Here is a 14,180-nt window from a genome sequence, read left to right on the forward strand (position 1 = left end):
TACTCTATGGCCTCATGTGGAGACGTAGAGTAGACGGAGTGGGTCATGGTCGGTGGACAGCGCACATCGCACGGCGCGTCTCCCGGCTCAACCTCCGTCAGCGGGTCGGCCTGCAGATCACTCTGGACAGTGCGGCGCTGGTCCTGGGCCTCATCTCGGCCCAGATCGGCCGCCTGGACTTCACGCTCGGCGCGCTGAGCGATCTCGGCTTCTGGGTCATCTGCACGCTCGCCGTCTGCGTGCTCCACTTCCTGGGCACCGCCCTGCACCTCTACCTGGGGCGCTACCGCTTCGGCGGCTTCGAGGAGGTCCTCGGCCTGCTCGTGTCGGTCCTGCTCACGGTCGTCAGCGTGGCCGTCGTCATCGCCGCGTTCGGCTCCCCGAGACCCGTCCCGCTGAGCGTGCCGCCACTGGGCGGCGCGGTGGCCCTGGTCGTGATGTTCGGCATCCGCTACCTCTGGCGGCTGACCGAGGAACACCTCCGTCGGCCGAGCAGGGAGCACGCCGAACCGCTCCTCGTGTTCGGCGCCGGTGACGGGGCTGAACGGGTACTGGCGGCCATGCTGCGCACCCGGAACAGTCCTTACTACCCGGTCGCGCTGCTCGACGACGACCCGAGCACACACAACCTCCAGCTACTCGGGGTCCGGGTACGTGGTGGCCGGGAGCGAATCGGCGCCGTCGCCGAGTCGACCGGGGCCAGGACCCTGCTCGTGGCGATCCCCAGCGCTGACGGCCCACTGCTGCGGGAGATCAGCGCAATCGCCGAGGGCGCCGGGCTGACCGTGAAGGTGCTTCCCCGCGTCGCGGACCTGATCGACGGGCGGGTCGGCGTCGGGGACATCCGCGACCTCGACCTCGCCGACCTCCTCGGCCGGCGGCAGATCCGCACCGACATGTCCGCCGCCGCGAGCTACCTCGCGGGCCGACGGGTGCTCGTGACGGGGGCGGGCGGATCGATCGGTTCGGAGCTGTGCCGTCAGATCTCCGGCTACGGGCCGGCCGAACTGATCATGCTGGACCGGGACGAGTCGGCACTGCGCGCGGTGCAGCTGTCGATCTCCGGCCGGGCGATGCTCGACGACGACGCCATCGTGCTGGGCGACATCCGCGACATCGACCTGATGACCACGCTGTTCACGGAGCGCCGGCCCGAGGTCGTCTTCCACGCCGCCGCGCTCAAACACCTCCCGCTGCTCGAACGCTTCCCCGGCGAGTCGGTGAAGACCAACGTCTGGGGCACTCTGACGATCCTGGAGACGGCCGTGGCCTGCGGCGTCGACCGGCTGGTCAACATCTCCACGGACAAGGCGGCGAACCCGACGAGCGCCCTCGGCTACTCGAAGCGGATCACCGAGCGGCTCACCGCGTGCCTCGCCCGCCGGGCCCGCGGAACGCTGGTCAGCGTCCGGTTCGGCAACGTCCTGGGCAGCAACGGCTCCGTCCTGACCGTCTTCGCCGGCCAGCTGGCCGCCGGCGGGCCGATCACCGTCACCCACCCCGAGGTCACCCGGTACTTCATGACCATCCACGAGGCGGTGCAACTGGTCCTGCAGGCCGGGGCGCTGGGATCACCCGGCGAGGCCCTCGTGCTCGACATGGGCGAGCCGGTGCGCATCGCGGACGTGGCCGCCCGGCTCGTGGCTCGGGAGAACCGGCCGATCGAGATCGTCTACACCGGGCTCGGCCCCGGCGAGAAGCTCCATGAGGAGCTCCTCGGTGCGGGCGAGGACGACCATCGACCACACCACCCGCTGATCTCGCACGTGGACGTGCCCGCCCTGGACCCGACCCACGCCCTCGCCCTCGATCCCTGGGCCCCGCCGGAGGAGGTGCTGGCCGAACTCGCGGCCCTCGCCGGCGCGGACGCCGCGGCGGACGAGGTCCCGGCAGGCGCGGACCGACCCGGGGACGGGGGCGCGACCGCAGGCGGACCCCTGGCCGCCGCGGACGTGACCGGGCGGATTCCCGTCCAGCCCACGGCGTCCAACCATCAACCGCATCCGGCCCGGTGACGTTTGGGATCATCGGGTCCTGGCGGGCGACCACACATCCGGCGCAGCCTTGAGCCGTCGCCAGATCAGCGGCGGCCGGGCAGTCCTCATCATTCCTCCGGTGGAAGCAACTGGGCCAGATCCAGTCCGCGGAGGCCAGACAGATCTGGGCCTGGATTGTCATCGGTCGAGGCCGTCGACCGCACGGGACCGGATCGCGGCGAGGATCTGATCCCAGATCGTGGCGGGCAGGCGGATCTCCCGAAGGCCCAGATAGCCGTAGCGCAGGTCAACGTGACCGTCCGCGTGGCGGACCAGGCCGCCGGCTTTAGCCGGCGGAGGAGTCACGGCCGTCGGAGCCGCTGATGCAGGAACTCGGCCGCCGGGTTGCCGCCGTCTGAGCCCGCGCCGAGTGGTTACAGATCCGGTACGTCTGGTTCCGTCCAGACCGTGCCAAGGCTAGCCTCCCAGCATGGTCTGGAACAAGCGCGGGAACACCGGTGGCGGCGCCTCGTCCGGCAGCGGGGGCACGAAGCGTGGCGGGTCGGGAAGGACTCCGCTCAACGACGGCGAAAGATCAACAACCCTCACCTGCCCCCGCTGCCAGGGCGAGGGGCAGATCGGCAACCCGGCCGCGGAAAAGGATGAAGACGGCACGTTCACCGGCCGTGACCTGATCAAGTGCCCCCGCTGCGGCGGCAGTGGGACGGTGAAATCCAAATGAGTGAGCCGGTGCCGTTCATCCGCATCCGGTGCAACGCGTGCCGCCGACGGGTGAGTCGGGAGATGGAGAACGCGCGTAAGGGTGGTGCGGGCCTGCCGAGGCTGGAGCGTGATCTCGGACCGTGCCCTCACTACCGAACGGTGTGGCGGGAGGGGATGGGTCCGGGGACGGAGCCGCCGCCGGACCCATCGACGCCGGAGGAACGTCGCCAGGGCCCAGTCTGACCCCGGGCACGCCAAACGACGGCCCAGGCACCCGCGAGGGACGGCCAAGACATCTTGGTGGTGCGGGAGTGCCTGGACGGCCGAGAGTTTGTCGGATGCCGGCGGATGATCCGCCATCCAGGCTCAATCCCGGTCACCGTGGACGGCGGACGCGGGCAGCATCGCGTCCGGCGGCCCGGCGGCTGGCGGCCCGGCGCGGTCCGCCCCCAGCCGGTCGGCGTACCAGGTCACGGTTGCCGCCAACGCGGTGGTGAGATCCGCCCCGGTCACGTCCGGGAACAGCGAACGCATCGTCGTCGTGTCCGCCTGGGAGTCCCAGATCTCCCCGGGCCGGGGCGCAGCGTGCTCGACGACCAGCCGCCGGCCGAGAATCTCCTCCAGCCGGGCGATCAGGGTGAGCAGATCGGTACGGGTCCCGGACCCGATGTCGACCGGGTGTGGATGGGTCAGCCGGCGGCACACCGCATCGCACAGCATCCCGGTGACCAGCTCGACAGGGATGAAATCGCGCGTCTGCCGGCCGTCCCCGCGCACCGTCAGCGGCCGGCCGGCCAACGCGGCCTCGATGAAGGTCGGCACCACGGCCGCGTACGCGTGCCCGGCGGACTGGTACGGGCCGAACACGTCGAACAGCCTGACCGTGAGCACCGGCAGACCGAAACTGGCCTGGTAGGACAGCGCATATCCCTCGGCGGCGAGCTTCGAGGCCGCGAAGGGACTGCGCGGAAGGCACGGGGTGCCCGCCGAGGGCGACAGCGGACCCGCGCCAGCGGCGGCCGACCGATCGCCAGCGGCCGACCGGTCACCATAAACCGATGAGGAGGACACGACGACGACGTGCGTCTCGGCCCGGTGGGCGACGCCGAGCACCGTCAGGGTGCCGGTCGCGTTCACCGCGTGGGTGGCCATCGGGTCGAGCAACGACCGTTCGACCGACGGCCGGGCAGCCAGATGCACGATGCTCGACGCCCCGGTGCACGCCTGTTCGACGAGCGTCCGGTCGGTCACGCTGCCGACGACGAGCTCGGCCGGCAGCCCCGCGAGATTCGACAGCGCCCCGGTACTGAGATCGTCGATCACGACGACCTCCGTGCCTGCCGCGAGGAGCGCTCTGGTCAGGTGGGCCCCGATGAAGCCGGCCCCACCCGTCACGACTACCTTCACCATTCATCACCCTTCGAGATCACGATGATACAGATAGTAGTATGATCGGTCGCCTACACCGGCCATCTCTTCACGAAGAGCGACACCACGCCAGCCAGGATGGCTCATCCAACTACTCTGAGTGTCAGATTGAACTCGCCTAGATCGGGGTCTACGGTCGCCGCGTGCCCGCTCACCTGCGCTCGCTGGTCATCGTGGGCGCGGGAGGGCACGGCCGGGAGCTGCTCGATCTGGTGGAGGCGGTCAACGCGGCCACCGAGGGTCCCCGCTACGACATCCTCGGCTTCGTCGATGACGACCGTGTGGACCCGGATCCACTCGCCCGGCGCGGAGCCGTGCTCCTCGGTGGACTCGACCTACTCGATCGACTTGACGCCGACTACCTGATCGGCTTCGCCGACGCGGCCACCCGGTCCCGCGTCGACCGGTACGCCAGCGCCCGCGGCCGACGACCGGCGACCCTCGTCCACCCCCGGGCCAGCGTCGGAGGTGACGTGAAGCTCGGGCCGGGTACCGTCGTCTGTGCTCTCGCCAGCATCACCACCAACGTCGAAACCGGTCGGCACGTAGTGGTGAACATCGGCGCCAGCGTGGCGCACGACTGCCGCCTGGGTGACTACGTCACGGTCGCGCCGGGGGCCCGGCTCTCCGGTGCGGTGGCCGTCGGCGCGCGGGCGTGGATCGGCGCGCAGGCGAGCATCGTCGGCCTGCGCAGCATCGGCGACGGGGCGGTTGTGGGAGCTGGGTCCGTCGTCACCGATGACATCCGGGCCGCGCAGGTCGTCGCCGGGGTGCCCGCCCGGCCGATCCACGTCGCACCCGAGCACGTCGCACCCGAGCACGTCGCACCCGAGCACGTCGCACCCGAGCACGTCGCACCCGACCAGCCGCAACCCGAGTCGGGTGGGGCACGCACGACGGCGAGGCTCGCCAAACCTCCGCCCAGTCAGCGGGGCGCCCCACCGTGCGGCTGATCCGGCTGCGCCCCTGACCCAGCTGCGTCCAACGGGCCCAGCGGCACCGTCTCGGGCTCTACGATCAGCGTGTGGAGCGATGGTTCAACATGTCGGGTTGCGACAACGCGCGAGATCTGGGTGGGCTGCCCACCCTGGACGGTGCAACCACCCGATGGGGGGTATTCCTGCGCACCGACTCCGTCCAGGCCCTGACAGACGGTGACGTGCTCACGCTGCGGGAGACATTCGGGCTACGCATGGTCATCGACCTACGGGCCAAGGAGGAGGCGGAGCGGGAGGGCCGCGGGCCGCTCGCCTACGAACCGGTCACTTACCACAATCTGTCCTTTCTCCCCGGTGAATGGGTGATGCCGGACGATCCGCGCTACCCTGCCATCGTCAAGGACCGCGACTCAGCCGACCGGATCGAGCACTACCTGGACTACCTGCGCCTGGCCGGGGACTCGGTGGCCAGGGCGCTGCGCCTGCTGGCCCAGCCGACGGCGGGCCCGGCCCTGTTCCACTGCGCGGCGGGAAAGGACCGTACCGGCGTGCTCGCGGCCCTGCTCCTCAGTCTCGTCGGCGTGCACCCCGAGGCGATCGTCGCCGACTACGTCCAGACGAACGAGCGCATCGACCGGGTCAACGCCCGCCTGGCCGACCGACCGTCCTATAACCACTCGGTGACCTTGCTCACCTCGGGCCACCTGGCTTGCCGGCCCGAGGTCATGCGGGGCTTCCTGGCCGGTGTCGACGCCGGTTGGGGCGGTCCCGCGGCCTGGGCTCGGCACGCCGGTCTCACCGAGACCGACCTGCGGTCACTGCGCACGGCCCTGGTTGGATAGCTTCGCGTTGACGAAGGCCCCCGGGACATGGCATGACGACGTGGGCAACGAGACATCCCCGATCCCGGGGACGGACAATGTGCGGATGATCAATGGGGTGCCCGCACGTTCTACCCTGGCCGCGTTCATCGTCATCACCCTGATGAGCGGCTGCGGCGTACTGCGGTACCCCCACGTCGACGTGCCCGACGACCTGGTCCCGGTCTTCCGGTCCGCGGCGGCGACCTACGGTGTCCTGACCGCCGCGCAGCTCGCGGCGCAGGCCCGGGTGGAGAGCAAGTTCGACGCGCAGGCGGTCTCGCGCGCCGGCGCCCGGGGCATCATGCAGTTCCTCCCCACCACCTGGGCCGAGTTCGGGATCGACGGTAACCACGACGGGATCACCGACCCACTCGACCCGCTCGACGCCATCCCGTCCGCGGCCTTCTACGAGGCCCGGCTCGCCCAGGAGGTCGGGTATCTACCCGGTGACCGGGTCTCGCTGATCCTCGCCGCTTACAACGCCGGCCCGGCCGCCGTGCGAACCGCCGGGGGCATCCCCGACTTCCAGGAGACCAGGGCCTACGTGACAAAGGTCCACGACTGGGCGGCCACCTACTCCGACCGGCTCTGATGTCCGGCGACCGGCAGACGCCCGGCGACCGGCAGAGTCGTGGCGATGGCTCACAGGACCCGAAGTGCCTCGCCGGCCACGGCAACCTCGTCCCCCGGCGCGAGCTGCCGGCCCCGCCGGGTCTCGACCTCCCCGTTGACCCGCACCATCCCGCCCGCGAGCAGCTCCTTCACCTCGGATCCGGCCTCGACCACATCCGCGAGCTTGAGGAACTGCCCCAGCCGTATCCCGTCTCCACGAATGCTCACCTCGCGCATACCCGCAGCATCCCGCATCGCCTCCGCTCCCGCCCCACTCCCACTCCCACTCCCACGCCCACGCCTACGACTCCTGCTCCTGCTCCTGCTCCTGTGGCCTTTCCCGCCTCGACACCATCCCCCGTTCGGTGAATTCCACGCCCGGGACCAGGCCCGACCGACCGGGGCATCCCGACCGATCAGGATCGGGCCCCCATCCGCACCACCCGTCGGAGCCACATGACAGGACCGGCAATATGACGGGACCGGCAATACACAGGGGTGCGGGACGGCTGAGGCATGCTGACGGACGTGGCAGCCTCTTCCTCGGATTCCTCCTCGGACACAGTGACTGGGACAGCCCGCCTTGAACCGGGGGCGCCCCCCGTCCCGACACCGGCAGGCGAGATCGAGCCGAGCCCCGAAACCGAGCCGAGCCCCGAAACCGAGCCGAGCCCCGAAACCGAGCCGAGCCCCGAAACCGAGCCGAGCCCCGAAACCGGGCCGGTGCCGGAGCAATCCGTCGACTACCCGGAGCCGCGTATCCCCGATCTGGGCAACCCGTGGTCGGCCGGCGGGGCCAGCCCCAGACCCGCCGGCGACCAGGCCCGACCCACATCGACCGGGAGCACATCCGGCGGAGAAAGCACCAGCGAGGTGATCCGCCGGGTGGAACGGTCGAGCGGGATGCTCGCATCCCGGGCGGCGGCCCGGATGGCGGAGGCGCTGCCCTGGTTCCCGGCCATGTCGGCGAGTCACCGCGCCGGAATTCAGCTCGTGGTGCAGGCCGGCATCTCGTCGTTCGTGGAGTGGTGCCGGCGGCCCGAACACGCCCGGGATCTGTCCGAGGACGTCTTCCGGGTCGCCCCGCGGGAACTCGTCCGCGCCGTGACCTTCCGCCGACTCGTCGATCTGGTCCGGGTCGCGGTGGAGGCGATCGAGGCCGAGGTGCCGAACCTGGCCGGCCCGGAGCACGAACAACGGCTGCTCGCCGATGTCCTGCGTTACTCCCGTGACATCGCGTTCGCCGGCGCGGTCGTCTACGCCCGCGCCGCTGAGGAACGCGGTGCCTGGGACGCCCGGCTGGAGGCGCTGGTCGTCGACCACGTGGTCCGGGGCGAGGTCGACCGGGCGCTGCCGTCACGGGCGGCCGCGGTGGGCTGGCGTAACCCGCCGTCCGTCACCGTCATCGTCGGCACGGCCGGGAGCAACTCGCCGGAGGTGGTGGTCGATGAGGTGCACCGGCTCGCCCGCATGGCCCAACTGGAGGTTCTCGCCGGGGTCCACCACGATCGCCTGGTGATGGTGGTCGGCGGGAATTTCACTGCCGGCAGGGACGGCATCGGCCGTCCCGAGATGACCCTCCAGCCGGAGAACAGCGTCGAACCTCCCGCCACCGCGGGTACCCGTCCGGCCGGCGGCACCGCGCCGGTGAACACTGTCCTGGACGCGGCCCGGGCACTGCTTCCCGCCTGCGGGCCGGGCCCGGTGGTGGTCGGCCCGGTGGTCGGTGACCTGACCGGGGCACCGCACGCGGCGCGGGTCGCCCTCGCCGCCACGGACGTGGTCGCCGCCTGGCCAGCCGCACCCCGGCCGGTCATGGCCCGCGCTCTGCTCCCGGAACTCGCCCTCGCGGGGAACGTCGACGCCCGGCGGGCGCTCATCGACGAGGTGTACGCCCCGCTGCGCGACGCCGGTACCCCACTACTGGAGACCACCGGGGCCTATCTCGACTTCGGCTCGTCGCTGGAGGCGACGGCCCGGGCGCTGTATCTCCACACCAACACGGTCCGCTACCGACTCCGTAAGGCCGCCGAGGTGTGCGGGCTGGATCCGGCGGACCACCGCGAACGCTTCATCCTGCATATTGCGCTCGTTCTGGGACGCCTCGACGGTGTGTTACCTACAGGCAAAACATGATCATTCAAGTCGTCCCACGACCCTCTCACCCCCGCGCGAGAATGGTCACATCGAACTACTTTGCAGGTCCGTCATGCCATTCCAGGCCGATGTCGGCGTCGCGCAGTAACGTCCGATCCAAACAGATCGGTTTGTAGGACACCTACAACAGCCGGTCGACACATCGGTGAGTGGCCGCCAGCGACAACCGGTCCTCGTGAGGGGTTAGGTGAACAGGTGCTCGCGATCCTCGCGCCCGGCCAGGGTGCACAGACCCCCGGACAGCTCCGCGCCTGGCGCGGTCTCGAGGGGGCGGAAGAACGGCTGCGCTGGTGGTCCGCCGCAGTCGGGATCGACCTGCTCGAAGCCGGGTGCGAGGCGCCCGCCGAGACGATCCGGGATACGGCGATCGCCCAGCCGTTGATCGTCGCGAGCGGGCTGATCGCGGCCGAACATCTCGGGCTGCCGGTCACCTCCCCGGTCGGACCGGACACCCTGGTGCTGGCCGGTCACAGCGTCGGCGAGATCACCGCCGCGGCCCTCACCGGCACCCTCACTGCCGAGGAGGCCCTCGTCTTGGTGGCCCTGCGGGGACGCGCGATGGCCGAGGCGTCCGCCCGGGTCGAGACCGGCATGACGGCGCTGCTCGGCGGTGATCCCGAGGCGGTGGCCGCCCGGTTGAGTGAACTCGGCCTGACCGCAGCCAACCGCAACGGTGCCGGGCAGATCGTCGCCGCCGGCACCGCCCGCGACCTCGCCCGGCTCGCCGCGGAGCCGCCCGCGGGTGTCCGGCTGCGTCCCCTGTCCGTCGCCGGCGCCTTCCACACCCGGCACATGTCCTGCGCGCGCGACGCGCTGGCCGCGGTCGCGGGTGGCCTCCGGCCCGGGGTACCGCGGGCCGCCGCGCTGTCCAACGCCGACGGGGCGATCGTCACCGACCCGGCCGAGCTGATCAGCCGGCTGGTGGCCCAGGTCGCGGCGCCGGTCCGGTGGGACCTGTGCCTCGCGACGCTGCGCGATCTCGGGGTCGGTGCGGTCATCGAACTCCCCCCGGCCGGCGCTCTCGCCGGGATCGCCCGCCGGGAACTGCCCGGTGTCACGATCCACGCGGTGAAGAGCCCCGACGACCTGCCCGCGGCCCGCGAGCTGGTCGCCGAGTACCTCGGCGCCGAACTCCTGAGCGCGGTCCCGGCAAGCCTGGCGGACCCAACCCCCGGAACTCCACCGGGCTCGACGACGGACGACGCCCTGGTGGGAGCGCAGGCATGACCGAGCTGACCGGTGCCCGCATGCTCGGCCTCGGCGTCTACCGTCCGGCCCGGGTGGTGACCAACGACGAGATCGCCCAACGGGTCGACACCTCCGACGCCTGGATCCAGGCCCGTACCGGCATCGCCAGCCGGCGCATCGCCGACGACGAGGAAACCATCGTCGCGATGGGCGCCGCGGCCGCGGAGAAGGCGCTCGCCGCCGCCGGCCTCACCGCCGACTCGATCGATCTGGTGATCGGGGCGACCTGTACCTCTCCCTCCCAGATCCCGGGTGCCGGTCCGCAGATCGCCCATCGCATCGGGGCCGGCCGGGCCGGGGCGTTCGACATCAACGGCGCCTGCGCCGGTTTCAGCTACGCGGTGTCGACGGCCGCCGACATGGTGCGCGCTGGCACCCTGCGCAACGTGCTCGTGGTGGCCACCGAAAGGCTGTCGGACTACACCGACTGGGACGATCGCAGCACCTGCATCCTGCTCGCCGACGGTGCCGGAGCAGCCGTGATCGGCCCGGCGGAGACCAACGAGATCGGCCCGGCGGTCTGGGGGCACGACGGATCCCGGCCCGAGACGATCCAGGTTCCCGGCTACGGCGACAACTCCTTCCGCATGGAGGGCCAGGCGGTGTTCCGCTGGGCGATCTCCCTGGTCCCGGTCCTCCGCCAGATCTGCGAGCAGGCCGGCGTGGCACCCGAGGACCTCGCGGGTATCGTTCCGCATCAGGCTAACCTGCGGATCGTCGAAGCGTTGGTGACGGGTATCGGCGCCACGAACGCTGCCGTTGCCCGCGATGTGGTCGATGCCGGCAACACCTCCGCCGCAAGCATTCCGCTGGGACTCAGCCGGTTGCTGGAGAGCGGCGAGATCCGCCGGGGAGACCCGGTGCTGCTGTTCGGCTTCGGTGCCGGCCTGACCTACTGCGGGCAGCTCGTGCGCTGCCCCTGACAACCTCGACCAACCCTCGACCAACCCTCGACACCGCACCGCGACCGTCCCGCACCGCACTGCGGCGAGGCGTCCGATGACCATCAGCCCGACCGCGCCCCTGATCCAGGCGCCCACGCTTCCGCGCTGGTACGCGGCAGCCCCGCGCACCACTCGCCACCGACCGACAACATCCCATCAGGAGGAACGATCATGTCCCAAGCTGACATCCTCGCCGGTCTCGCCGTCATCCTCGAAGAGGTCGCCGGTGTCGACCCGGCCGACGTGACGGCCGACAAGACCTTCATCGACGACTTGGACGTGGACTCGCTGTCCATGGTCGAGGTGGTCGTCGCCGCGGAGGAGAAGTTCGGGGTGAAGATCCCGGACGACGACGTGAAGACCCTCAAGACCGTCGGTGACGCGGTCTCCTACATCCAGCGGGCAGGTGTCGCGGCGTGACCACGCCCCCCAGGCAGGTCGTCGTCACCGGCCTCGGGGCTACTACTCCCCTCGGTGGCGATGTCGCCTCGACGTGGGAGGGTCTGCTCTCGGGCCGCTCCGGCGTCCGGCGTCTCACCGAGGGCTGGGTCGAGCAGCTCCCGGTCCATATCGCCGCGCCGCTGGCGGTCGAGCCGCCGCTGGGTCGGGTCGAGGCTCGTACCCTCGACCGCAGCCAGCAGATGGCTCTGACCGCCGCGCGTGAGGCGTGGGCTGACGCGGGCTCACCCGAGGTCGACCAGGAACGCCTCGCCGCGTGTGTGGCCTCGGGGATCGGGGGCGTGCTCACCCTGCTCCACCAGCATGACGTGATCCGGGAGAAGGGCCCCCGGCGGGTATCCCCGCACCTGGTGCCGATGCTCATGCCGAACGGCCCGGCCAGCACCGTGGGCCTGGCGTTCGGCGCGAAGGCGGGGGTGCACGCCCCGGTCAGCGCGTGCGCCTCCGGCTCGGAGGCCATCGCGCTGGCGCTGGACATCATCCGGGCCGGGCGCGCCGACGTCGTGATCGCCGGCGGTACCGAGGCGGCGATCTCGGCGCTGACCATGGCCGGCTTCGCGCAGATGCAGGCGCTGTCCCGCCGCAACGACGCACCCGAGGCCGCCTCCCGTCCGTTCGACAAGGCGCGGGACGGCTTCGTGCTCGGCGAGGGCGCGGCAATCCTCATCCTCGAGGCGGCCGAGCACGCGGCCGCCCGCGGTGCCCGGGTCCACGGCACCCTGGCCGGCGCCGGCATCAGCTCGGACGCCTACCACATCGCCGCGCCGGAGCCGACCGGCGCCGGCGCGGCCCGGGCGATCCGGGCGGCGCTGCGGTCCGGCTCGTTGGAACCCCGTGACGTCGTCCACGTCAACGCCCACGCCACGTCCACCCCCGCCGGTGACGCGGCGGAGGCGCTGGCGTTGCGCAGCGCCTTCGGTGACCACATCGACGAGATCGCGGTGACGTCGACCAAGTCGACCACCGGGCACCTGCTCGGTGCCGCCGGCGCGGTAGAGGCCGTGTTCAGCGTCCTGGCGCTGCGGGAGCACCTGGTTCCCGCGACGCGCAACCTCGACGCTCTCGACGACGAGATCGCGCTCGACGTCGTGCGGATCGACAACCGGACCATCCGCCCGGGCGCCGCGCTGTCGAACTCGTTCGGGTTCGGCGGTCACGACATCTGCCTGGCCTTCACCGCCTGACCGTCGGCAGGCTGGTCGGCTGGTCGGCTGGTCAGACGTCCACCGCCCGCACCACCACCAACCGATGTCACCCGCGGCGGCGCCGGCCACCCCACCGCCGCCGCGGCACCGCCCGCCGTTTCGGCGAGCGTCATGGTCGCCGGACCGAGTGCCCAGCGGAAGCCGGCGCATACCACAGGTGGTCGCGTATCGGCCTCCTGCGAAGCAGTCCGACGCCGCTCAGGCAAGGAGACGCACGGTGAGTCTGTCCACGATCGACCGAGTCGACCCCCGCACACCTCAGGCTCGGCTCGCCCGGTTTTTCGATCCAGACACCCTGTCGCTGTTCGCGGTCGGCGACCCGTCCGGAGTCGTTGCCGGGCAAGGGCTTGTCGGCGGGAACGAGGTTGTCGCCTTCGCGACAGATCCGACGGTACAGGGTGGCGCGATGGGGCGCGACGGCTGTGCCCGCATCGTTCATGCCATCGAGTCCGCCGTCCGGATGAACTGCCCGGTCGTCGGGATTTGGCACTCGGGAGGCGCCCGGCTTCAGGAGGGTGTCGCCTCGCTTGACGGAGTCGGCCGGATCTTCGCCGCCACGGTGCGGGCCTCCGGCCGGATCCCGCAGCTCTCGCTCGTGCTCGGGGCCGCCGCCGGCGGAGCCGCCTACGGGCCGGCCCTGACCGACATCGTCATCATGGGCCCAGGGGCGAAGGTGTTCGTCACCGGCCCGGACGTGGTGCGTTCGGTGACCGGTGAGGAATGCACCGCCGACAGCCTGGGTGGGCCGGACGTGCACTCCAGGCGCAGCGGCGTCGTGCACGTGACCTGCGACTCCGAGGACGAGGCCGTGGAGCGGACCCGGGCGGTCGCGGTGCTGCTGGCCGATCAGCGCGACATCGGCCCCGTCACCGGACGCGAGCTCGGGGAACTGCTGCCCGACAATCCTCGGCGGGCCTACGACGTGCGCCCGCTCGTGAAGGCGGTGCTCGACGACGAGGACGAGGCCGTCGAGCTCCACCCGAGGTGGGCGCCGAACATCGTGACGGTGCTGGGGCGCCTCGGCGGACGTACCATCGGGGTGGTCGCGAACAACCCGCTGCGCCGTGGTGGATGCCTCGACGCGACCTCGGCCGAGAAGGCCTCCCGGTTCGTCCGGATGTGCGACTCCTTCGGTGTTCCGTTGGTCGTGCTCGTTGACGTGCCCGGTTACCTGCCGGGTGTGGGCCAGGAATGGGAAGGCGTGGTCCGGCGGGGAGCGAAGCTGCTCTACGCCTTCTCCGAGTGCACCGTGCCGCGCGTCACCGTCGTGACCCGCAAGGCGTACGGCGGAGCGTACATCGCGATGAACGCCAGCAGCCTGGGCGCGACCGCCGTGTATGCCTGGCCGACCGCCCAGGTCGCCGTCATGGGCGCCGAGGCCGCCGTCGGCATTCTGCACCGCCGCAAGCTCGCCGAGGTCCCGGCCCAGCGCCGCCCCAGCGTCCTGGCGGAGCTGACCGAGGAGCACATCCGCACCGTCGGTGGCATCGACCGCGCCGTGGAACTCGGCGTCGTCGACGCGGTCGTCACCCCCGCCGCCACCCGGGGCGCGGTTGCCTCCGCCCTCGCCGACGCACTGACCCGTTCCCGCCCCGACAAGAACGTGCACGGCAACATCCCCCTGTAA

14 protein-coding genes are annotated in these 14,180 nt (G+C 71.3%); 11 read left to right on the forward strand and 3 right to left on the reverse strand.

Going from position 1 to position 14,180, the window contains the following annotated elements; translation table 11 throughout:
- The first annotated feature begins 14 nt into the window (after window positions 1-14).
- Entirely contained in the window at window positions 15-2,015 is a 2,001-nt protein-coding gene (locus FRANCCI3_RS17535; protein ID WP_011437851.1) for a nucleoside-diphosphate sugar epimerase/dehydratase, read from the forward strand.
- 159 nt (window positions 2,016-2,174) lie between these two features.
- Here FRANCCI3_RS17535 and FRANCCI3_RS27150 read toward each other — a convergent pair whose 3' ends face one another.
- Complete coding sequence (locus FRANCCI3_RS27150; protein WP_023840357.1) at window positions 2,175-2,342, reverse strand: hypothetical protein; 168 nt, start codon at window positions 2,340-2,342, stop codon at window positions 2,175-2,177.
- Window positions 2,343-2,466: 124 nt separating this feature from the next.
- Between FRANCCI3_RS27150 and FRANCCI3_RS25415 the strand changes: the two genes are divergently transcribed.
- On the forward strand, window positions 2,467-2,718 hold the full coding sequence (locus FRANCCI3_RS25415) for a hypothetical protein (RefSeq protein ID WP_011437852.1): 252 nt from the start codon (window positions 2,467-2,469) through the stop codon (window positions 2,716-2,718).
- A 347-nt stretch (window positions 2,719-3,065) separates the two neighbouring features.
- Here FRANCCI3_RS25415 and FRANCCI3_RS17540 read toward each other — a convergent pair whose 3' ends face one another.
- On the reverse strand, window positions 3,066-4,109 hold the full coding sequence (locus FRANCCI3_RS17540; RefSeq protein WP_011437853.1) for an NAD-dependent epimerase/dehydratase family protein: 1,044 nt from the start codon (window positions 4,107-4,109) through the stop codon (window positions 3,066-3,068).
- A 161-nt stretch (window positions 4,110-4,270) separates the two neighbouring features.
- Here FRANCCI3_RS17540 and FRANCCI3_RS17545 point away from each other — a divergent pair, with 161 nt between their 5' ends.
- From FRANCCI3_RS17545 to FRANCCI3_RS17555, 3 genes are all read left to right on the forward strand, one after another.
- Entirely contained in the window at window positions 4,271-5,080 is an 810-nt protein-coding gene (locus tag FRANCCI3_RS17545) for a NeuD/PglB/VioB family sugar acetyltransferase (RefSeq protein ID WP_011437854.1), read from the forward strand.
- A gap of 71 nt (window positions 5,081-5,151) precedes the next feature.
- Window positions 5,152-5,907 carry a tyrosine-protein phosphatase gene (locus tag FRANCCI3_RS17550; protein WP_035731496.1) on the forward strand — a complete coding sequence of 252 codons (756 nt, stop codon included), beginning with the start codon at window positions 5,152-5,154 and terminating at the stop codon, window positions 5,905-5,907.
- 85 nt (window positions 5,908-5,992) lie between these two features.
- On the forward strand, window positions 5,993-6,520 hold the full coding sequence (locus tag FRANCCI3_RS17555) for a lytic transglycosylase domain-containing protein (RefSeq protein ID WP_011437856.1): 528 nt from the start codon (window positions 5,993-5,995) through the stop codon (window positions 6,518-6,520).
- Between the two features lie 50 nt (window positions 6,521-6,570).
- Here FRANCCI3_RS17555 and FRANCCI3_RS17560 read toward each other — a convergent pair whose 3' ends face one another.
- Complete coding sequence (locus tag FRANCCI3_RS17560; RefSeq protein ID WP_173645788.1) at window positions 6,571-6,777, reverse strand: RNA-binding S4 domain-containing protein; 207 nt, start codon at window positions 6,775-6,777, stop codon at window positions 6,571-6,573.
- Window positions 6,778-7,056: 279 nt separating this feature from the next.
- On the opposite strand from FRANCCI3_RS17560, the gene FRANCCI3_RS17565 reads away from it, so the two are divergent.
- The 6 genes from FRANCCI3_RS17565 (at window position 7,057) to FRANCCI3_RS17590 (ending at window position 14,180) form a co-directional block, all read left to right on the forward strand.
- Window positions 7,057-8,676, forward strand: coding sequence for a PucR family transcriptional regulator (locus FRANCCI3_RS17565; RefSeq protein WP_011437858.1), 1,620 nt, complete (start codon window positions 7,057-7,059; stop codon window positions 8,674-8,676).
- Window positions 8,677-8,892: 216 nt separating this feature from the next.
- The gene (locus FRANCCI3_RS17570; protein ID WP_011437859.1) at window positions 8,893-9,924 is read left to right on the forward strand and encodes an ACP S-malonyltransferase; all 1,032 of its coding nucleotides are present in this window, start codon (window positions 8,893-8,895) and stop codon (window positions 9,922-9,924) included.
- Window positions 9,921-10,868 (forward strand): beta-ketoacyl-ACP synthase III, encoded by a 948-nt coding sequence (locus FRANCCI3_RS17575; RefSeq protein ID WP_011437860.1) that lies wholly within the window; start codon window positions 9,921-9,923, stop codon window positions 10,866-10,868. Before FRANCCI3_RS17570 ends, FRANCCI3_RS17575 begins: the two co-directional genes overlap by 4 nt.
- Before the next feature lie 192 nt (window positions 10,869-11,060).
- Entirely contained in the window at window positions 11,061-11,309 is a 249-nt protein-coding gene (locus tag FRANCCI3_RS17580) for an acyl carrier protein (protein WP_011437861.1), read from the forward strand.
- A complete protein-coding gene (gene fabF, locus FRANCCI3_RS17585) occupies window positions 11,306-12,532 on the forward strand; it encodes a beta-ketoacyl-ACP synthase II (protein WP_011437862.1) in 1,227 nt (408 codons plus the stop codon). The genes FRANCCI3_RS17580 and fabF overlap by 4 nt, the downstream gene beginning before the upstream one ends.
- Before the next feature lie 238 nt (window positions 12,533-12,770).
- Window positions 12,771-14,180: an acyl-CoA carboxylase subunit beta gene (locus FRANCCI3_RS17590; protein ID WP_011437863.1), complete on the forward strand. Its 1,410-nt coding sequence runs from the start codon at window positions 12,771-12,773 to the stop codon at window positions 14,178-14,180.

Source organism: Frankia casuarinae (assembly GCF_000013345.1).
GTDB classification, from domain to species: domain Bacteria; phylum Actinomycetota; class Actinomycetes; order Frankiales; family Frankiaceae; genus Frankia; species Frankia casuarinae.